The organism is Marinobacterium rhizophilum DSM 18822 (assembly GCF_000378045.1).
GTDB classification, from domain to species: Bacteria; Pseudomonadota; Gammaproteobacteria; order Pseudomonadales; family Balneatricaceae; genus Marinobacterium_A; species Marinobacterium_A rhizophilum.
The window spans coordinates 206,977-227,825 of record NZ_KB899094.1 but is presented as its reverse complement, the minus strand read 5'-3'; the positions used below and the strand labels follow the sequence as shown (position 1 = coordinate 227,825).

Sequence of the window (20,849 nt, the reverse complement as noted above, 5' to 3'; positions counted from 1 at the left end):
GCAGCGGCCAGGCAATCGCGGGCGCAAACGACTGATCCCTCTTCTATAGTTGCAGTCAGGGTCTTTGGAACTACGGGCTGGCAAAGGCATTAGCGAATACCACAAGCCGGCTTCCAATCTGCCCATTACCGGGGGTGTTGAGGGGTACAGCAGGTCGTCCCCCTGAGACGGATACTTGCGCCTTTGCGGCGTATGGGGGAATGACAGATGAGCAGTTCGATACGGAAAAACGCAGCGTTGCTTGGCGTTGGGGCGTTGATGGTGGCCGGCGCGCTGCATACGGCCATGGCCGAGGCCAAGAATGACAACAAGACACCGCTGAACATTTCAGCTGTCCATGTCGACTTTGTCGCAGGGAGTGTGCTGATCAGCGGAGACTTTTTCGACCTGGCCGATCCGCTGACGGTCAGCCTTGGGAATGACAGCGGCCTGGGGGATATCAGCGATCTCTGCTTTGCTGATGTGCTGGCGATGCCACAAACCATTCTTTGCGATCTGTCGGCCGAAGGGCTACCCGCTGACGGGGACTATCGGCTGACCGTTGGCGACGACAAGATACGCGACGCTTATGATTTGACCTTTGGCGTGGCGGGCCCCGAGGGTCCTGAAGGACCGATGGGACCAGCAGGCCCGGAGGGGCCCGCAGGGCCACAGGGTGAGCAGGGACCTGAAGGTCCACAGGGACCGCAAGGACCACAGGGTGTACCGGGCCCTGAAGGCCCACAGGGCCCGCAAGGTCCTCAGGGAGAGCAAGGCCCTGAAGGTCCACAGGGACCGATGGGCGAAAGCGGTGTGGTGGATGGCACAGCGAATGGAGACCTGCTGACCTGGGATGGCAACAACTGGATTGCACAACAACCTGCGGGCGATGCGCCCGAAAACAACATGCAGCCCTGGCTGGGCGTCAATTACATCATTGCGCTGCAGGGCCTCTACCCGTCCCGGAATGCGGAAAATCCGTTTATTGGTGAAATCATCATGTTTGCCGGCAATTTCGCCCCGCGGGGCTGGGCGCTCTGTAATGGGCAACTGCTCGCCATCAGTCAAAATACTGCGCTTTTCTCAATTCTCGGCACCACCTTTGGTGGCGACGGTCAAACAACCTTTGCACTGCCTGATCTGCGCGGACGCGTGTCGGTACATCCAGGCAATGGCCCCGGCCTGACACCCCGTACCCTGGGTCAGAAAGCGGGGGTTGAGACGCACTAGCGAGGGAATCACTGTGCGACATCGAACCGGTGCACGCCTGTCCGTCGGGATGGGCCTGGTCGTGTTGTTTCGCCGGACCGTGGCACGACACTGCCTGGCCACCCTGTTGTCACTTTGCTGCATGGCCAGTGAGGCCCTGGCGACAGACAGTGCGGCGGGCGACTGGTACCTCGATGCGGCCCGCGTGCCCACTGAGGCCACTGTGCCTCCCGGCCAGCCTGCGGTGGTCATCGCCATCGTCGATGATGGCTTTCGCCTGTCGCACCAGGATCTGCAGGGCTTCATACGGACCAACCCCGGTGAAATTCCTGCAAACGGTATCGATGACGACGGCAATGGTGCTGTGGATGATGTGCAGGGCTGGGATGTCTCCGATCAGGATAACGATGTCGAGCCTGCTGCCGAACGCATGCAAGAGTACTATCACGGCACGCACCTGGCCGGGGTGGTGACACGTGCAGCCAGCCGGGCGTTTGGCGGTAAAGCACGGGACCTGATCCAGCTGCTGCCGGTAAAAGCGGTATCCGACCAGGCGACCCGCACCTATGTAAAAGACGGCTACAAAGGCATCGAATATGCGATCAACGCCGGCGCGGATATCATCATCAGCGCCTGGGGCGTTGGCCATATATCCGCTCCGGAGGAGGATATACTCGAGCGGGCCCGGCGCCGGGGCGTGTTGATCGTCGCGTCCGCCGGAAATGTCCCGCAGGATATTGCGCAGTATCCGGCCGCCCAGGACGGTGTGCTCGCAGTCGCCGCACTGGACCATCAGGGCCGCAAGAGCGGACTCTCAAGCTATGGTGACTTCGTGGATCTGGCGGCGCCGGGTGTCGATATCCAGAGCGCCAGTTCGACCGGGGACAACCGGCATGCTGTCAGACAGGGCAGCTCCCAGTCGGCGGCACTGGTCGCTGTCGCGGCGGCAATGGTCAAACTCAGTCACCCTTCCCGCTCGGCCAGCGAGCTTGTTGCCTGCCTCAAGCAGTCTGCCGACCTGTTCGACACAACCGACTCGCGTTTTGCCGCCAAACTGGGCGCGGGAACGCTCAACGTGGCGGCAGCCATGCGCTGCGACCTGTTGCGCAATAGCGGGCCGCAAGCACATCAGCCCGAACGTTCCCAGGGGTATTTGCGCCTGCACAGCAGCCCAGAGACACAAACGATGACCTGGGACATCGCGCCGAAGGGAGCCATCGAGGGGTTCGAGTTCAAATCCCATCACCGTACCGGGTCTTTTGGCGGTGCCATCGTGAATTTCTATACTGGCGACAGTGCGCAAGCACAGCCGGTAAAACGTTACCCGTTGTCCGAGCTGCCGGAATCGGTGTACCTGGCCGGCACCACCGTACGCGTGACGCTTGAACTGCCCAGGGCCGGCAACGACCTCGACACGCTGTTGGAGTACCGCCCCCGCACGATCGATGTCAGCCGACAATACTGCGATGGAACGGTGCGTCTGGATGCAGAAGGCAGTATCGAAGAAGGCAGCGGAGCCAACGACTATGCGTTCAATACCGATTGCAAATGGCTGATTACCGCCCCGCCGGGAAAGGTCGTGCGCCTCTGGTTCACTCAGTTCGATACACAACCACGCACTGACCTGCTGTATTTTTTCAATGGCGCAGGAACCCATGAAAAGATTATGGCCATGTTCAGCGGGCCCGATCTGCCCCCTGTACTGCGAACCTGGAGTAACCAGGTGCTGGTCTGGTTTGTCACCAATGACGCCCGGCAGGGCCGAGGCTGGCAGATGGAGTACCGATTCGAAGACCCCTGAATCCGCAGTGTTCAAGGTGTGCGCCAGGCCAGCTATCCAGCTATAGAGACGAGAAAGGTTCCTCGCCCGTTAACGGGAACAAGGCCGAGGCAGGTACTACCACGTTCAAATTCCATTGCTGCGCAATGCATCTGCAGGTGGAGCGAATCGCCAGCGAGCAAGAAGCCATCAGCGTCGCCAAGGCTGCAGCAACTGCAACACTAAGTGATAAATAAAAGCTATCAAGCTGAAATTGAAGATTTATTGGAACGCAGAGCTGTCTGATTCTATACCTATACCTCGAAGACACACGGCGGCGAACCTGGATCTGTTCGTGGCCGCTAAACCGAGAACGGGAGACAAACATGAATATAAAAGAAGACACGGCGGGCAAATGCCCCTTTTTGCACGGCGCCCGAACCCGACTGGGCGACAGCGGCACAGCCAACAACCACTGGTGGCCCAACCAGCTCAACCTCAAGATCCTTCATCAGAACTCTTCGCTGTCCGACCCCATGGACCCTGACTTCGACTACGCCGAAGCCTTCAAGACACTCGATCTGGCCGCGGTCAAGCAGGACCTCTACGCACTGATGACAGATTCCCAGGACTGGTGGCCGGCGGATTTCGGTCATTACGGTCCGCTGTTCATCCGCATGGCCTGGCACAGCGCCGGCACCTACCGCATTGGGGACGGTCGCGGTGGCGCAGGGTCTGGCTCGCAGCGCTTCGCGCCGCTGAACAGCTGGCCCGACAACGGCAACCTCGACAAGGCTCGCCGCCTGCTCTGGCCGATCAAGCAGAAATACGGCAACAAGCTGTCCTGGGCCGACCTGATGATTCTGGCCGGGAACTGTGCGCTGGAATCCATGGGCTTCAAGACCTTCGGTTTTGGCGGCGGTCGCGAGGACATCTGGGAGCCCGAAGAAGATATTTACTGGGGTAGCGAGACCGTCTGGCTCGAGGACGAGCGCTACAGCGGCGAGCGCGACCTGCAGACTCCCCTCGCCGCCGTGCAGATGGGCCTGATTTACGTCAATCCGGAGGGCCCGAACGGCAACCCTGATCCGCTTGCCGCCGCCACGGACATACGCGAGACCTTCGCCCGCATGGCGATGGGTGACGAGGAAACGGTCGCGCTCATTGCTGGCGGCCACACCTTCGGCAAGACCCACGGCGCCGGCGATGCGGCACTGGTGGGGCCCGAGCCGGAAGCGGCTCCCCTGGCGGAGCAGGGCCTGGGCTGGAAGAGCAGCTTTGGCTCGGGCAAGGCGGGTGATGCCATCACCAGCGGCCTGGAAGTCATCTGGAGCCAGACGCCGACCCAGTGGAGCAACTACTTCTTCGACAACCTGTTTGGCTACGAATGGGAACTGACCAAGAGCCCGGCCGGTGCGCATCAGTGGCAACCCAAGAACGGTGCCGGCGCCGGCGAAATTCCGGATGCCCACGACCCGTCAAAGCGCCGGGTACCCACCATGCTGACCACGGACCTGTCGCTGCGCTTCGATCCGGCCTACGAGAAAATTGCCCGGCACTTCCACGCACACCCGGACGAGTTTGCCGACGCCTTTGCCCGCGCCTGGTTCAAGCTCACCCATCGCGACATGGGCCCGATTTCGCGCTACCTGGGCCCGGAAGTTCCAAGTGAAGAACTGATCTGGCAGGATCCGGTTCCGCCGGCCGATCATGAACGGGTCGACGCTCAGGATATCGACGCCCTCAAGGGCAAGATTTTGGCGTCCGGCCTGTCCGTGGCCCAGTTGGTTTCCACCGCCTGGGCATCAGCCTCCACCTTCCGCGGCTCAGACAAGCGCGGCGGTGCCAACGGTGCCCGTATCCGCCTGGCACCGCAGAAAGACTGGGACGTCAACCAGCCGGCGCAGCTGGCGAAAGTGCTGCAGACGCTTGAAGGTATCCAGAGCGACTTCAACACAGCCCAGTCCGGCAACAAGCGCGTGTCGCTCGCCGACCTGATCGTACTTGGCGGCGGTGCCGCCATCGAACAGGCGGCGAAGAAGGCCGGCGTCGACATCGAGGTGCCGTTCTTTGCCGGGCGCACGGACGCCACCCAGGAGCAGACCGACGTAGCGGCCTTTGCCCCGCTCGAACCGCTGGCCGACGGCTTTCGCAACTACCAGAAACAGCAGTACGCCGTGTCGGCCGAGGAGATGCTGATCGACCGGGCCCAGCTGCTGACCCTGACCGCACCGGAAATGACCGCGCTGATCGGTGGCATGCGGGTACTGGATGCCAACACCGGCCAGTCACAGCAGGGGGTCTTGACCCAGCGCCCGGGCACACTCAGCAACGACTTTTTCGTCAATCTGCTGGATATGGATACCACCTGGAAGGCGACGTCCGACGCCGAGCAGGCATTTGAGGGGCACGGTCGCAAAACCGGCGAGCTGAAGTGGACCGCCAGCCGGGTTGACCTGGTGTTTGGTTCGAACTCGCAGCTGCGGGCGCTGGCCGAAGTCTACGCCACTGCAGACGCCCAGCCAAAGTTCGTTGCCGACTTCGTCGATGCCTGGTGCAAGGTGATGAACGCGGATCGCTTTGATCTAGCCTAGCCGCCTGTCGTTGCGCCAGGTCAGGATCTCGAGCAGGTGGCCACTGGGGTCGCGGAAATAGAGTCCGCGGCCGCCCCGATGGTGGTAGATCTGGTGCAGCCGGGTTCGCGCCGGATCGGCCCAGTACTCGAGCCCCCTGGCGCGAATCCGGGCGAAGGCGGCATCGAACTCGGTCTCGCTCAGCGAGAAGGCATAGTGCTGTATCGAGACCTTGCCGTCGGCGTCGGCGAAATCGAGGCTCACGCCGTTGGCCAGCTCGACCACTTGAAAGTGCCCGCCGGCGACGGCATTCGGCAGGCCAAGAATGGTGGTCAGAAAGTCGGCCGCCGCGACCTTGTCGTCGGACCAGACGATCGTGTGGTTCAGCTCAATGGCCATGTCGCTGCTCCTATCAAATCCAGCAAACCCCGTTATCGGACCGTCGTCCAGGGCCGTCTCGGTCCGCCAGGGCAATGCCCTGCACCTTCTGAACGCCCTCACAATCTCATTTCAAACCAAGCAGCTCATAGACTTCCAGCGGTTTTTTCTTGCCCTTGACCTGGATGGTCGTTATCGGACTTACCGAGATCTGCTCTTTGACCCTTTCGTAAATGGCGGCGCTGATGAGAATCTGCCCGGCTCCCGTATGCTCCTGAATGCGCTTGGCAATATTGATATCATCGCCGATGGCCGTGTACTCCATCCGTTCCTGCGTACCGACCAATCCCAGTACCGCTTCGCCAACGTGTAGCCCCACGCCAAAGGAAAGCCTGAACAGTGGAGAAATCTCCTCATGCATAGCGGCTATGGTATCGCGAATCGTCAGTGCCGCCCGTACCGCTCGGATGACATGGTCCGGCTGGGGCAGAGGCGCATTGAACCAGGCCATGACCGCATCCCCCAGGAACTTGTCGATGGTTCCCTCCTCGGCCAGCACCGCATTCGCCATGGCGGCAAGATAGCGATTGAGCAGCCCGACCAGGTCCTCTGGATTGAGTTGCTCGCTGATCTGGGTAAAGCCATGAATATCGGCAAACAGGGCGGTAATTTCCGTGCGCTTGCCGCCCAGTTTGAGACGTTCCGGATCGAGCTGGGCGAGGATTACGGGTGAGACCATGTGTTCGAGCAGGCGGCGCTGCGCCTCGACCTGCCGCTTCTCCGTGACATCATCGACGACGATGGCGATGCCCTGCGTCTCCTGCTGCCCCCTGAGGGTCGAGAGGTTGAACCGAAGGTGCGCGACTCCTCTGGGCGGCACGTCGATACTGCTTTCAAGCCCTACCATCGCTTCGCCGGTATGGCCAACCCGGTAGATGTGGGGTAACAGCAAGCTGCCCAGAGGCGCCCGGAGATCCGCCACATTCTTCCCGGCAAGATCATCGGTATCAGGGTAACCCAGGATACGAAGCGCAGCGGCATTATTGAGGGTAACAGTGCCTTGTGTATCGGTGGTAATCACACCACTGACGATGGAAGAGAAAACGCTATCGAGAAGATTTTTCAGTTTCGTCGCCTCAGCGAGAGAATGGCGCAACTGCAACTCTCGCCTCTCCAGCTGCTCGGCCATCTGATCGAATGCACACCCCAGCTGGGCGAGTTCGCCACGCGATGGCAGCATACCGGTGCGGGCTCCAAGGTTCCCGGATTGCAGTTGTTCCGTTGCGTCAAGAAGAGCCCTTACCGGCTGAAGAATCGCACGCTTACCGAACCACCAGGCTGCCATGACAGCGAAGAGGGCAATGGCACCGACGATGATCAGGTTACGGACAAAAGTGTAATTAACGGGCGCAAAAGCGGAATCGATGGGCACGCCGACCGCCAGATAGAGTGCCGTTCCGCTCCCAGCGTTCGTACTATCGTTAATCGGTGCGAATGCGAACAGGCTCGATACGCCGCTCAGATCCGACGCCTCGATGATGCCCTCACCTGCAAGGGCAACGGCCGCCTCGAATAACGGGCTTTTCGCGGCCGATGTGCCAACGGCCCACTGTGGCGAGACCGGATAGCGCACCAGCAGTACACCGTTACGGTCGAATATCGAAAACGTGGTTCCAGGCGCCAGGCGCAAACCTGCAGCGAGTGCCCCCAGCCACTTGAGGTCCAGGGCCGCGAAAACGACCCCCTGTACCCCCCCCTCCTGATCGAACACCGGATAACCGAAATGCAGCGATGCCTTGCCCGTTCTCCGACCGACCGCATAGTCTCCGATGGCGAAGTTCCGGCTGTGCATCGCACTGATGATGTAGGCGCGATCCGCCAGATTAACCGGTCGCGTTGACCTTAGCGGGCTGCAGAAGCTGTAGCCCTGGAGGTTCGCCACCCCCAGGGTCGTGTAATAGGGATAGCGTTTGAACAGATCGCCAAACAGGGAGCTGCAGGCTTCTGCGTCCTGGCTGCGAACCGAAGGCAACAGTGCCAAGGCGATCAACAACTGCCGGGTGCCCTTGATCAGATGCTCATACTGGCTGGTCGTCAGTTGTATGAAGCGAAGCGCATCTTCCCTGACCCTTTCCGCTGCCTGCTGCCGCTGTTCGATATTGATGATAACAATCAATACCAGCACCGGTACCACCACCAGTAGGAAAAGTAAGAACAACCGGCCCCGAAGACTTCTGAAAATCATGGGTGACGCCTCGTCAGCACGCTCGATACGCTTTTGCTAAAGAATAGCGTAACGGGTAAGAGGGCGTTCGGCGGCTCACTCCGCTGTGGAGACCGTCCTTATGAGACCCGGGAGGAAGCTCGGGCGGATATCACCCACTACCTCACGATGCTTTAGAGAAGCCACCGGTTACATTCTTATCTGGGTTACCAAAGTCCGAGTGAGCTTGAACGAAAGGGCCTGTTGGCCAAAGCCGCTTAACCGGGGTGTCCGATATGACTTGACCACGTCCCCTGCACGGCCGACTCAGGACCTGTCGGCGGTCTTCGTATCCTCGAACCGATCGGACTCGAACAGCGTTTCCAGTTCGGTCCGTGCCTCGCGGGCGGTCTGCATGATCGCCGCCTCGTCGCCCCGCACCTCGTACTGCGCATCCAGCAGATCCTCGTCGTGCTGGCGAAAACGCTGCACCCGCACATCCACCTGTGCCGACTCGAACCCAAGGGTCAGCAGGGTTTCGCGCCCCATCTCCAGGCTCGAAAAGAACGCCTCGCGCACCGGCACGGCGCCAAGGCTGCGCAGAAAGCGCGCATCGCTGCGGTCGCGGGCCCGGGCGATCACCTTGATCCCAGGATAGAGCTGGCGCAGCCGCTCAACGATCCGGCGGTTATTCTGCGCATCGTTGGTCGCCACCACGAAGCAGTCGACACCGGGTGCCTGGGCGGCGCGCAGAATCTCCGGCCGCAACGGGTCGCCGTAGAAGATCGGCATATGGCCAAAACTGCGGGTCAGCTCAATGGTTTCGACCGAGGTATCCAGCGCCACGAAGGGCACCCGCTGCGCATGCAGCAGTCGCGCGACCATCTGCCCCATGCGCCCCATGCCGGCGATCAGCACCCGCGGCGTATCGTGATCCATGGCCTTGTATTCCTCGGGCACCGCCCGGGCTACCGGCACGGCTTTGCCACGGGGCAGTGCCGACAGACCGAGCACGATCAGCGGTGTCACAACCATCGACAGCGTAATGACCAGCACCAGATAGCTGTGCTCGGCCACGCCAATCAGCCCCTGATCCCGAGCCATCTGGAAAACCACGAAGGCGAATTCGCCGCCGGTGGCCAGCACCACGCCAAGCTTCAGGGCACTGTCGGCAGACAGCCCGCCCGCCAGCCGCCCCACACCGAAAATCAGCGGCAGCTTCAGCAGAATCAGCAGCAGGGTCAGACCGAGCACGACCAGCGGCGCGCTCCACAGCAGGCCGATTTGTGCCGTCATGCCGACGCTGATAAAGAAAAGCCCGAGCAGCAGCCCCTTGAAGGGTTCGATCTGGGCTTCCAGTTCGTGACGATATTCGGAGTCGGCCAGCAACAGGCCGGCGAGGAAGCCGCCAAGCGCCATCGAGATGCCGGCGAGCTCCATCAGCCAGGCGGTACCGATCACCACCAGCAGTGCCGTGGCCGTCGACACCTCCTGCAGGCCGGTCTTCACGACGATGCGAAACACTGGACGCAGCAGGTAGCGCCCGCCGATCACCACCAGGCCGATACTGCCGACGACCCGAAGCAACGGCATCCAGCCGTGATCGGCCGGCACGTCACCGGCGCCACTGAGCAGCGGCACCAGCGCAATCAGCGGTATGGCGGCGATATCCTGGAACAGCAGAATGGCGAACGCCAGGCGCCCGTGGGGCCGCTGCAATTCCTTGCGCTCGGCCAGCAGCTGCAGGCCAAACGCAGTGGACGACAGCGCCAGGCCGAGCCCGAGCACCAGCGCCGCGGCCGGCGCCTGCGCGAAGCCGAGCCAGGCCACGGAACCAATGGCGACGCCGCACAGCAACACCTGCGCCAGCCCCGCGCCGAACACGGACCTGCGCATGACCCAGAGCCTGCGCGGTGACAGTTCAAGCCCGATGATGAACAGCAGCAGCACCACCCCGAGCTCCGAGATATGGCTGACGCTCTCGGGCTGGCGGATAAGCCCGAGCACCGAAGGCCCGATCAGCACGCCGGCCAAAAGGTAACCGAGCACGGCCCCCAGCTGCAGCTTTTTGGCCAGTGGAACCATCAGCACCGCGGCCAGCAGGAACACCACCACCGCCTGCAGCAGGCTTTGCGATTCATGGGGCATGAAGCACTCCTTGTTCGTCGCGCCGCAGGTCGCCGACCGGCGCCCCGTCTGTCGAGGGGAAGTGGCGCAGGAGACAGTTTAAGCCGCTGGCCCGGTAAACACGAAGTCGCCTTCTGACGACTTATTTTTTGTTGCTTGTGCGAAAGAAAAATTAAGCACAGGTTTCCCGTTTATCTGCGAAGAACCATAAAAAAGGGCCCCAGGGGGCCCGAAAAAGTGACCCGCCAGGCTGCTGTGCAGTTGGCGGGTCCCTCATTGCTACGCTTGAATGCATTGAAGTACGGTAGAACAGGCATCTGTGCCTTGAGTGATACTCCTGTTACCGGGGATGACCTGGGATTACCCGCGATTGATATTGAGCAACTGGCTCTGGGTATACTCCAGCAGGCCATCCAGGCCGAACTCGACCCCAAAGCCCGACATCTTGCTGCCGCCGAATGGGCAGTGCGGCAGCACTTCTGCGTGGTTGTTGATCCAGGCGGTACCGCATTCAAGCCGGGTGGCGATGGCCCGTGCCTGATCAATATCGCTGCCCCAGACCGAACCGCCAAGACCGCTGGGGTTGTCGTTGGCGCGGCGCAGCGCATCTTCCACATCGCTGTAGCGGATCACCGGCAATACCGGGCCAAACTGTTCCTCATCCACCAGGCGGGTACCGTCGGCGATGTCGGCAACGATGGTCGGGGCGTAGAAATAGCCCTTGTCGCCAATCCGTTCGCCGCCGGTCACAATGCGGGCACCGTTCTGGCGGGCATCCTCGACCAGTTCGGATACCAGATCGAACTGATCGCGGTTCTGCACCGGACCAAAGGTAACGCCCTCCTCCATGCCGGGCCCGACCTTCTGCGCGCGCGCCATCTCGGCCAGTTTTTCGACCAGCGCATCGTACTGCGATTCATGCACGTACAGGCGCTTGAGCGCAGCACAGGTCTGGCCCATGTTGAGGAAGGCGGTCTGGAAGATGGCCGGTGCCAGCTTGTCGATATCCGCATCCGGCAGCACGATGCCGACGTCGTTGCCGCCGAGTTCCAGCGTCAGGCGCTTCAGGGTGTCAGCGGCGTTGCGCATGATGCTCTGCCTAGCGGCCGTGGAGCCGGTGAAGACGATCTTGCGATTGCCTTCATGCTTGACGATGCCGCTGCCGATACCGCCTTCGCCGGTGATAGCGTTGATGACGCCGGCCGGCAGGCACTCGTTCATCAGCTCGACCATGCGCAGGGTGTTGAACGGCGTCATGGACGACGGCTTGATCACCACGGTGTTGCCGGTACGCAGCGCCGGTATGACATGCCAAAACTGTGATCATCAGCGGTCAGTTCCAGGGGATAATGGAACCCACGACACCCAGCGGCTTGCGGTGCCGTCGGCGCCGGCCTTCGCGGCCCAGGCCGGCAGCGCGGATGCGGCCAGCGACCGGGCGCCGAGTCCGGCGCCGGTGCGAAGAAAGTTGCGACGTTGTGCATTGATTGTTGTTGCCATGTCCTCGGTCCCGTTTGATCGTGAAGATGACAACATCATTCTCGGGAAAGCCCGCCAGCACCAGCCAATCTGGTACCACCTGGTGGAACCAGTCGGCTTGACCTCGCGCTAAAAAGAAGGCTCAGATGGCGCTCAGGCGCAGGTTTTCAGCGCTGGGCCAGCCTCTCCGGCGGACGGCAGCTCTGCCGTTTGGGGGATCACAGATGCCTGAGCGGAGCCGCGAACCCCGAACAGGTGCACCAGTGCCGGCAGCAGTACCAGCGCGCCGATCATGTTCCACAGGAACATGAAGATCAGCAGGATGCCCATGTCGGCCTGGAAGCGAATGGGCGACAACACCCAGGTCCCCACACCGACCGCCAGGGTAATGCCGGAGAAGGATACCGCCCTGCCCGTCGACCTCAGGGTTTCACGATAGGCCAGGCGCAGCGACTGGCCCTCGGCGAGATGAATGCGCAACTGTTCGTAGATATAGATACCGTAGTCGACACCGATACCGACACCGAGCGCAATAACCGGCCGGGTTGCCACCTTGACGCCGATGCCAAGCACGGTCATCAACGCCTGGCAGAGCACGGATGTCAGCGCCAGTGGTAAAACGGTATAAGTTCAGGCCTTGACACCACCAAAGCGCTTATAGAAGGTCGGCATGGGTTCAGGCAGCGGGCCATCGGCGGTTTCGAAGTTCTCGGCGATATACTGCTCGGAGGCGACGCACACTAAGCTGTAGAGGTTGCGGCACAGCTGGCGCGCTGCCACGCCGCTCCAGTCCGGTGGCAACAGTTCGGCCGGCAACTGCGGATCGCGCAGCAGCACCTTGCGGTATTCGTGAATCAGCAGGGTACGGGCAATAAAGCATTCGCCCGGATCGAGGCTGTCCTGGGACTTCATTTCCTGCCACACCGGGCGGAAACGCTCCAGAAAGCGGCGGTAACTGTCCGACACCTGATCCAGATTCCAGCACTCGCGGGACTGCTCGCGCAGCGCCTGGGACGAAAACGCCTCGCCCTCGCGGGTTTGAAACAGAATGCAGTCATCCAGTACGCCCAGCTCCTGCAGGGTGTTGCGCACTTCCTGCATGTCACAGTGGGGCATGGCCATGAGGATCGGCGAGAAGGAACCAAAGCCCATCCAGTTCAGCTCGTCGCGCACCTGCTGGCGCTGTTCCGCCGGCACCTGGGACAGCACCGCCAGACACCAGGATCCGTCCCACTCCGGCAGCACAGGCAGATAGATACGCTTGAACGCCTTGTCAAAACGCCGCCGCCCCTGGGCCGTGAGGCTGTAATAGCTGCGCCGGCCCAGCTGCTCCGCCGACAGCCACGACTCCTCCTTGCTCAGACGAAACACCGAGGTACGCACCAGGCGCTGATTCAGCCCGAAGGACTCCAGTACCTTGATCAGGCTGCCCAGCCAGACGGTACCGCCGCGCGGCACGATGGCATCACCAAAGATGGTGATGATCAGTGACCCTGCGCGTATCGGTCGCTGGGTGCAAAACTGCTGGACAAGCTCAGTTAAATGACTGGAATTGCTCATAAAATAGGAAAGATCGGTGTCATCGGAGGGTCACAACATTCTATAGAGCAGCGCCGATTGATGCAAAGCACAAGACCAAGCGTCGTGAATGCGGCGCAGCGCAGCGAAGCCCATCAACCCATGAATATCAAGGCGTAGATGGGGGTACGGCCCTGCAGGCCTCGGCCTCGGCCTCGGCTTCGGCTTCGGCTTCGGCTTCGGCTTCGGCTTCGGCTTCGGCATCCTGCGTCGCTCTACCTCCTACATCCATGTAGTCGTGCGCATAAGGGCCAAGGATGGCCTGAATGCCGTTTTTGGCGGTGCAATCACAGCCTCAGGACGGCACCAGTGTACCGGCCTGAACCCGGCCCCCTCATTCTGCTTTATGCGCGGACACTTGCTGCGCTGTTCGCCTTCAGATGCCGGTGCCGTCTGCAGCTGGACGTCGAACTCCAGCTCGGCGAAATTCCCTTCCAGGCCGCGATCCTGGCGGCGAACGCATTGTCAATGAAGCGGATGTGCCGAACTGTACGGGTGTGAATTGCAAGCCCGCCCGCTGGCCAACGCAAAGTTCGCGCCTAATGTACCGGGTAATGTTTGAAGGGTGAGTTAATTCGAAACAGAGGGGCTGCAGTCGAACCGACGGTGATTGGTGTTCGGCCGCGTGTTGCAAAAGCGCTTCCGGCGCCTGCAGGGCGCTGGACAGCGACTGAAAAATGCCACTGCCGGACAGCGGGTCAACCGCCATCGCGGCATCACCGACACGTATCCAGTTGCCACCCACAGGCCGGGTTCACAGTATCGGCGTACTGGTGCGGGCATGGGGCTGCGCCATGGGGTGCGCATCCTGCATAAAGGGCTGCGCCTCGGACAGCGTTTGCAGCCGGCTGACGCAGTAATCGGTGAGCTTGTCCTTGGGCGGCAGATCCGCACTGGCCACATCCAGCATCAGCTGCAGGTAGCGCTGGCGGTCAGCACCACGATGTGCGGTTCGGCCTTTTGCAGATTCTCCGTCGCCGCCATGCATGACTCCCTGCTGACTGTAGAATTCGACCCAGTGTAGCCGCTGCGCCTGATGCGATACAGACGCACAAAAGCCAACGGCGCCGGGGCGCGTTGGCTTTTGTATTAACCCGTAACGAATGACAGGTGACTGGAGGCTGTCCGAGAATGCTGGCCGTAGCGAGAGCCGGCTGATTTGAGCGGGTTTTTGCGGTGTTTTAAGGCGAATAGTGGTTCTATTTAACACTTGGAACGAAGTGGAAAGAACCGCTTTAGCGGGGTCGCAGACCGAGGAGCCTGCGACGAGTAATAAACAGCACAAAACAGCCGCCAAACTCAGGTGGTTCGCAGTAGGTTGAGTATTGTCGGACAGCCTCCTAGTCCTGCAGCTTGTCCCAGACTTCCTGATCACGCTCGTCGGTCCAGATGCGCGGCCAGTCGATGCCGTCGAACTCGTCCCACAGGCGCTGAACATCGAACGGCAGGCAGTGTTCAAAAATCGGCCACATGCCGAACTTCGGCGCCAGGTGATCGCGGGTCGCCTCAAAGGCTTCCTTCACCGTACCGCCACGCTTGTGGACCTCGCCGACCTTTTCCTTCATGCCATTGAGGAAGCCACGGGTCTGTTCGATGGCGGCATCCACCTCGTCACGACCATGCGCCACCGCACCACGGCCACCGATCAGGGTTTCGGCGCCATAAGCCTTGACCTTGTCCAGGGTCTCTGTGGACCAGTCGAAGTGGAACGCATCACCGGTGTACAGGGCGGCAGCCGCTTCCACTAGGTCGCCGGCAAAGAGAATCTTGTGCTTGGGCAGCCAGGCAACGATATCGCCGGCGGTGTGGCCGCGGCCGCAGTATTCCAGAATCAGGCTGCCACGATCGCCACCGAGCGGAATCTCCAGCCGGTCGCTGAACACGATGTCCGGATGGGTCAGGCCCGGGATACCTTCAGGTTCGCGGAACAGGCGCGGCATGCGGCCGTACTCGCTGGCCCAGTCCTGCATGCCCCGCTCTTCGATCAGGAACTTGGTCTTTTCGTGGGCAATGATGCTCTGGGCTTCATAAGCCGAAGCCCCCAGTACCCGCACCGCATGGTAGTGCGATAGCACCAGGTATTTCACCGGCTTGTCGGTATGCGCCCGCAGCTGCTCAAGCCAGTCCCGCGCCGCCTTGGGAGTGGCACGGGCTTCAAAGGCAATCAGGAAGTCTTCGGCTTCGATCACGCCAACGTTGGGGTCGCCTTCAGCCGTGAGGGCGTAAACGCCATCGGCCAGCACTTCGAGGGTTTCTTTCTTGTCGCCAAGGTCCGCAGAGGATGCAAAGGGCTTTTTAGCCATGGTTCTCATTCCTGTATCTAGTCTGTTATCCGTCAGGTGCGAGACCTGAACTCTTAGGATTCGACACTTGGCCGCACAACACGCGGCCCAGGTATCTGCTTTTAAATCAGCGTGTTAATTACAGTTTTTAATTCTTGGAATTACATGTCCGGCGTCAGGCTTCTGCCGCCGCCAGGTGTTCACGGGCGATCCGGGTCGCCTCGGTCAGAACCTCGATGTCACCAATGTGATTGCCCAGCAGCAGTATCAGCCGCGCATTCACGTCCTGACATTGCGCCGGATCCAGATCGCGGTACATTTGCGTCAGCAAGGCGTAGTAGTCATCCGGTACGGCGAAGTTGTTGTCCGTCATAAGCTGTGCCATCAGTCGTCTCCTCTCAATGTCTGCAGTTTACTGCGCAGTCGCATCAGTAAGGCGCTGTTATCGTCCGCTACAACAACAGCGAAATTGCTGTCTGCTATCAGTAGAGCCATCAGTAGCGTCCTCTCAATATCCCATTGCCTTGTGTTGCATGGCCTGAATGCGCTGCGGATCAAAGCTGCGTCCGCGCCCGCAGACATGCTGATCGGGGCGCATCAGGTAAAAGGTACCGGGCCGGGCATCAAAGCGCTCGGTGACAACGCCCTGGCTGTCCACCAGCAGCTCGACGCCCGCCGGCAGCTGCAGATCCAGTGCAACCGGCGAAATCAGGTAGCTGGTCACCGGCACTGCCTGGGCCGCCAAGCGGGCCAGCGCGGCCAGCTCTTCGGCGCCCGGCACACAGGCAGAGTCGATAAACCAGAGCGCATTGAAATCGTTGCCCAGTGCGCCGAGCAGGTAGTCGTCCTGCCCCTGGCGCTGTACAGGCCCATCGGTACTGGGCGCGCCGGGCACCATCTTGCCAGTAAAGGGCTCCAGATCCGCGCTATTCAGACTGGAGTCGGCATAGACCGACGGCAGCGACAGCCGGCCCGAATTCACCAGGTGGCGGGCAAAGGGGTAACGGCGTGACAGGTTCAGTACCGCATCGCGCAGTACCCGGCTGGCCTCATTCTTGGGCGTGATGAAGTCGGTTGAGCGGGTCGAGTTCAGAATGTTCTCGTCCGCCGCCGGCAGCCGCTCGGCGGTATAGGTATCCAGCAGTGTTTCGGGCGCCTGACCGTTGAGCACCAGTGCCAGTTTCCAGGCCAGGTTGTCGGTGTCCTGCACGCCGGAATTGGCACCGCGGGCACCAAAGGGCGACACCTGATGCGCCGCATCACCGGCAAAAAGAACCCGACCGTGGCGGAAATCGTCCATGCGACGGCAGCAGAAGGTATACACACTGGCCCATTCCAGTTCGAACTCGACATCGTCGCCGAGGAAGGCCCTGACCCGCGGAATAATGTTCTCCGGCTTCTTTTCTTCCTCCGGATCGGCATCCCAGCCCAGGTCAAAGTCGATACGCCAGACATTGTCGGGCTGGCGATGCAGCAGCGTGGACTGACCGCCGTGGAACGGCGGGTTGAACCAGAACCAGCGCTCCGGTGGAAAGCGCTTGGGATCCATCAGCACATCGGCGATCAGGAAACGGTCCTGAAATACCTGCCCGCTGGACTTGAGGCCGCACATTTCGCGGATATCGGAATTGGCGCCGTCACAGGCCACCAGGTAATCGGCCTCAAGCTGATAGGGACCATCGGGTGTGTCGATGGTCAGCAGTACGCCGTCGTCCTGCTGAACCAGGGCGGTAACCTTGTTCTTCCAGCGCAGGTCAATCGGGTCGAGTTTGCCGATGCGATCCACCAGGTACTCTTCGATATAGTACTGCTGCAGGTTGATAAAACCCGGTCGGCGGTGATGGGCTTCGGGCAGCATGTTGAAGCTGTAGACCTGATCGTCCTCAAAGAACACCTTGCCGACGTTCCAGGTCACGCCCTTTTGCATCATGCGCTCGCCAACACCCAGGCGATCCATGATTTCCAGCAGTCGCTTGGCGTAGCAGACGGCCCGCGAGCCGACACTGACGGTGTTGTTGTCATCGAGCACGACGACCGGAATGTCGTGCAGCGCCAGGTCTACGGCCAGGGCCATGCCAACAGGTCCGGCGCCGCCGATAACCACCGGACGGCGGGCAGGCGTGGCGCTGTCCTGATCACGACTGCGAACATAGGGGTAACTGGGGAATTCGTAGGTTTTAATCATGATGCCGCTCTTCTTCTTGTGGCCAGCCCCGCTGGCCTGCAACTTGGCCTGCCAGCGGGAATCCGTCTTTAGTGGGACCAGCATATCGAAGGGGTGCCGCGGGATAATCAGGCGAAGAAGAACAACTTTATTTCCATTCAGGAAACAAACGATCTCAGGCGTCAGCGCTCACCCGCACCGGCGGCAGGCTCTGGGGCAAATGCTCATCGAGCCAGTCGGCGAAGAAATCAACAAAGCGGCTGACCTTCAGCGTTGCCGACGCGCGACTGGGGTAAAACGCATAGGCGGCCAGACGTTCGGGCTCGGCTTCCGGGAACACCGGCACCAGCTCCCCCCGTTCGACATGGGGAGCGATAACGAAGGAGGCAAGATTGGCAATACCCCGGTGCGCCAGCAGGGCTTCGCGCACCACCAGACTGTTGTTGGCCCGCAGATCGCCACTAACATCTACGGTCTGGGCGTCGTCCCGGGATGACCGTATCTGCCACTGATGGGCATTTTCCGCATGCACAAAGATCAGGCAGTTGTGCGCCGCCAGCGCCTGCGCCGAATCCGGCACACCCTGTTCGGCCAGGTATTGCGGTGTGGCAACGATGAACATCGGAATATCACAGAGCTTGCGCGCCACCAGGCTCGAGTCCGGCAGCTGCGATCCCTTGATGCGAATCATCAGATCGTAGCCCTCGCGCACCATGTCGGGCATGCGGTCATCCAGGGTTACCTCCAGCCGGATCTCGGGATAGCGTGCCATGAAGGCCGGCAGCGCCCGGGACAGCAACAGCTGCCCAAAGGTCATGTTGCTGGAGATGCGCAGCAGGCCGCGGGGTTCGCCCTGCAGTTCCGCCACCAGGTTTTCGGCACCGGCCACCTCATCAAGCACCCGCTTGCACTGGTGATAGACGGCATCGCCGATATCGGTAACATTGAGGCTGCGGGTCGTACGGTGCAGCAGCCGGGCCTTGAAGTGCTGTTCCAGCATCGCGACCTGCTTGCTCACCGCCGAGCTGGATACTCCCTGATCGTCCGCCGCCTGGGTAAAGCTCTGCAGCTCCACCACCCGCACAAAGACCCTCATTGCCGATAACAGATCCATCACTCACCCCGCTTGCCCATTAACGACCGGCATTATCAACCGGCATCGATTGCCGGCACACAGCGCAAGGCTGCCATATTTATTCCGTATTAGCATCAATCCGGTTTCAACTGGCGGCGACCCCGGCACCCGGATCAACACCAGCGACCGTCCCGGCAATCAGGGCCGCCGCCGACTCCAGCTGCGCCTGATATCGATCCCCCATGCCAATCTCGCCATGCCGGGCCGCGTCCCAGTACAGATTCAGGGCACCGATGGCCGTGTCGTTGCGCAGTATCGGCACGGCAACGCCTCTAATGTCATAGGGCGCCGGAAAGGAATGCTCCCAGATGCCCGGCACTCGCCGATGTATTCCGCGGCGCAGTTCGCACTCAAGGTCGGCGCGCAACCGGTCTTGCGCTCCTGCCTTCCGCACCCTGCGCGCCGCATAAGCCCGGCCAATGGCCGACACCTGCGGGTTGGGACGCAACCCGATCAGATGGCGCGTTGCGAGCCTTGCGCCACTGAGACCGTAGTTGCTCTCGATGACTTCGCGCCCGTCACCCAGATCGAGCGCTATGTCTGAACACAAGCCGGTACTGCCATGGAGTTCGCGCAACAAGGGCGCGAAGCGCTGGGCCAGCAGCCTGCGCCGATGTTCCGGCTCATTGCCGGCCATGGGTTTCAGCAGGCAGTAGCGCCGGTCGCCCAGGTGCCGATACAGCCAGCCAAGCCCGACCAGATCGTCCAGCAGCCGCTTGACCGTGGGCTTTGGCAACTGACTGAGTATATGTAGCTCCTCAAGCCCCAGGGCCCCATGATCCATGAGCTTGTCCAGCAGCCCCATGGTTTTGTTTATCGCCTGAGTCGTCATTATTATTTTCCCCCGTGAAACGGTTGCAGTGCTCTCTCGCGCCGGCCACTCAGAACACGCCCGCCGGTTCAACGCTGCAGCAACAACCAAGCCACAACTACTCGACTAAACACTGAACCCTTGCGCATTGCGCCAACCACCGCCCCAACCCGCTGCCACTGCGGCCGGACACCGTTCATCCTACCCAAACAGCCACCGTCAGATTGGCGCTTTGTGTAACAGCCTGTATCAGTTTGTGAAACTCGCCAGAGGCACCCTGCCCGTAACACACGCAACGAAAAACAGCGCCTAAAGGCGCCGTTTCACGGGTCTATAAAAGCCGGATCAGCAAGCGCAGGATCAGCGGTTGCGAAAGCTCGGCCGGCGTTTTTCGGCAAAGGCCGCCATGCCTTCGGTTCGGTCCTCGAAACTGAAGGTGGACGCAAAGGCACGGCGCTCGAACTGCAGGCCGGCCGTGAGTCCTGACTCAAACGCCTGATCCACCGATTCCTTCACCATCATCGCAATGGGACGGGACATGGCGGCAATGCGCGCGGCGGTCTTGATGGCCTCGGCCTCGAGTTCTGCCACCGGCACGATGCGGCTGACCAGCCCGACCCGCTCGGCCTCCTGCGCATCCATCATGCGCCCGGTCAGGCACATTTCCATGGCCTTGGACTTGCCCACCGCCCGGGCCAGGCGCTGGGTGCCGCCGGCGCCCGGCAGGGTACCGACGCTGATTTCCGGCTGCCCGAAACGCGCCGTGTCGCTGGCCAGAATGAAGTCGCAGGCCATGGCCATCTCGCAGCCACCGCCCAGGGCATAGCCGGATACCGCCGCGATCACCGGCTTGCGGCGACGCTCCAGCCTTTCCCAGCCCGATCCCGGCAGCTGCGGGAAATCGCTCAGGTAGAGTTCGGCAAAATCCTTGGCCTGCATTTCCTTGAGATCGGCGCCGGCGGCAAAGACCTTCTCTCCGCCGCTAAGCACCATGGCGCCAATGGTCTCGTCCTGCTCCAGCGCCAGCATGGCCTGCCCGACCTCATTGATCAGGGCCACCGACAGCGCGTTCATGACCTCCGGCCGGTGCAGCCGGATCAGCCCCACCGCGCCGTGGATTTCAACCTGGATCAGCTCATAGCTCATGTTATTGATTCACTCTGTAGGTCGTC

General features: G+C 61.2%; 17 protein-coding genes and 1 pseudogene. 4 read left to right on the top strand and 14 right to left on the bottom strand.

Features of this window, described 5'->3' with window-relative positions:
• Positions 1-207: 207 nt before the first annotated feature.
• The 3 genes from F451_RS28700 to katG all read left to right on the top strand — a co-directional run bounded on the left by F451_RS28700 (position 208) and on the right by katG (position 5,541).
• A complete protein-coding gene (locus F451_RS28700) occupies positions 208-1,209 on the top strand; it encodes a tail fiber protein (protein WP_083928386.1) in 1,002 nt (333 codons plus the stop codon).
• 13 nt (positions 1,210-1,222) lie between these two features.
• The gene (locus tag F451_RS0108650; RefSeq protein WP_156826414.1) at positions 1,223-2,989 is read left to right on the top strand and encodes a S8 family serine peptidase; all 1,767 of its coding nucleotides are present in this window, start codon (positions 1,223-1,225) and stop codon (positions 2,987-2,989) included.
• A gap of 344 nt (positions 2,990-3,333) precedes the next feature.
• Positions 3,334-5,541: a catalase/peroxidase HPI gene (gene katG / locus F451_RS0108645; protein ID WP_020680967.1), complete on the top strand. Its 2,208-nt coding sequence runs from the start codon at positions 3,334-3,336 to the stop codon at positions 5,539-5,541.
• Here the strand turns inward: katG and F451_RS0108640 are convergent.
• The 4 genes from F451_RS0108640 to F451_RS25120 all read right to left on the bottom strand — a co-directional run bounded on the left by F451_RS0108640 (position 5,533) and on the right by F451_RS25120 (position 11,485).
• Complete coding sequence (locus F451_RS0108640; RefSeq protein WP_020680966.1) at positions 5,533-5,919, bottom strand: VOC family protein; 387 nt, start codon at positions 5,917-5,919, stop codon at positions 5,533-5,535. The two genes, katG and F451_RS0108640, sit on opposite strands and share 9 nt — an antisense overlap.
• Positions 5,920-6,025: 106 nt before the next feature.
• Positions 6,026-8,116 carry an adenylate/guanylate cyclase domain-containing protein gene (locus F451_RS0108635; RefSeq protein ID WP_169434480.1) on the bottom strand — a complete coding sequence of 697 codons (2,091 nt, stop codon included), beginning with the start codon at positions 8,114-8,116 and terminating at the stop codon, positions 6,026-6,028.
• 312 nt (positions 8,117-8,428) lie between these two features.
• Entirely contained in the window at positions 8,429-10,249 is a 1,821-nt protein-coding gene (locus F451_RS0108630; RefSeq protein ID WP_020680964.1) for a monovalent cation:proton antiporter-2 (CPA2) family protein, read from the bottom strand.
• Between the two features lie 339 nt (positions 10,250-10,588).
• On the bottom strand, positions 10,589-11,485 hold the full coding sequence (locus F451_RS25120; RefSeq protein WP_020680963.1) for an aldehyde dehydrogenase family protein: 897 nt from the start codon (positions 11,483-11,485) through the stop codon (positions 10,589-10,591).
• Between F451_RS25120 and F451_RS28375 the strand changes: the two genes are divergently transcribed.
• On the top strand, positions 11,484-11,840 hold the full coding sequence (locus F451_RS28375; RefSeq protein ID WP_020680962.1) for a hypothetical protein: 357 nt from the start codon (positions 11,484-11,486) through the stop codon (positions 11,838-11,840). The genes F451_RS25120 and F451_RS28375 overlap by 2 nt on opposite strands.
• Before the next feature lie 20 nt (positions 11,841-11,860).
• Here the strand turns inward: F451_RS28375 and F451_RS0108620 are convergent.
• The 10 genes and pseudogenes from F451_RS0108620 to F451_RS0108575 all read right to left on the bottom strand — a co-directional run.
• Positions 11,861-12,328, bottom strand: a pseudogene (locus tag F451_RS0108620) (MMPL family transporter); the annotation flags it as partial.
• Between the two features lie 9 nt (positions 12,329-12,337).
• Positions 12,338-13,267, bottom strand: a complete 930-nt coding sequence (paaX, locus tag F451_RS0108615; protein ID WP_020680960.1) for a phenylacetic acid degradation operon negative regulatory protein PaaX — start codon at positions 13,265-13,267, stop codon at positions 12,338-12,340.
• A 127-nt stretch (positions 13,268-13,394) separates the two neighbouring features.
• Positions 13,395-13,517 carry a hypothetical protein gene (locus F451_RS28595; protein WP_276202593.1) on the bottom strand — a complete coding sequence of 41 codons (123 nt, stop codon included), beginning with the start codon at positions 13,515-13,517 and terminating at the stop codon, positions 13,395-13,397.
• A 522-nt stretch (positions 13,518-14,039) separates the two neighbouring features.
• Positions 14,040-14,273 (bottom strand): hypothetical protein, encoded by a 234-nt coding sequence (locus F451_RS0108605; RefSeq protein ID WP_020680958.1) that lies wholly within the window; start codon positions 14,271-14,273, stop codon positions 14,040-14,042.
• A gap of 352 nt (positions 14,274-14,625) precedes the next feature.
• Entirely contained in the window at positions 14,626-15,588 is a 963-nt protein-coding gene (locus F451_RS0108600) for an MBL fold metallo-hydrolase (RefSeq protein ID WP_020680957.1), read from the bottom strand.
• A 154-nt stretch (positions 15,589-15,742) separates the two neighbouring features.
• Positions 15,743-15,952, bottom strand: a complete 210-nt coding sequence (locus F451_RS0108595; RefSeq protein WP_020680956.1) for a DUF2783 domain-containing protein — start codon at positions 15,950-15,952, stop codon at positions 15,743-15,745.
• Positions 15,953-16,075: 123 nt separating this feature from the next.
• On the bottom strand, positions 16,076-17,836 hold the full coding sequence (locus F451_RS0108590; protein WP_020680955.1) for an FAD-dependent oxidoreductase: 1,761 nt from the start codon (positions 17,834-17,836) through the stop codon (positions 16,076-16,078).
• Positions 17,837-17,906: 70 nt separating this feature from the next.
• Positions 17,907-18,845, bottom strand: coding sequence for a LysR family transcriptional regulator (locus tag F451_RS0108585; RefSeq protein WP_020680954.1), 939 nt, complete (start codon positions 18,843-18,845; stop codon positions 17,907-17,909).
• Positions 18,846-18,951: 106 nt separating this feature from the next.
• Entirely contained in the window at positions 18,952-19,698 is a 747-nt protein-coding gene (locus F451_RS0108580) for a helix-turn-helix domain-containing protein (protein WP_026291609.1), read from the bottom strand.
• Positions 19,699-20,037: 339 nt separating this feature from the next.
• Complete coding sequence (locus F451_RS0108575) at positions 20,038-20,823, bottom strand: enoyl-CoA hydratase-related protein (protein ID WP_020680952.1); 786 nt, start codon at positions 20,821-20,823, stop codon at positions 20,038-20,040.
• Positions 20,824-20,849: the final 26 nt, after the last annotated feature.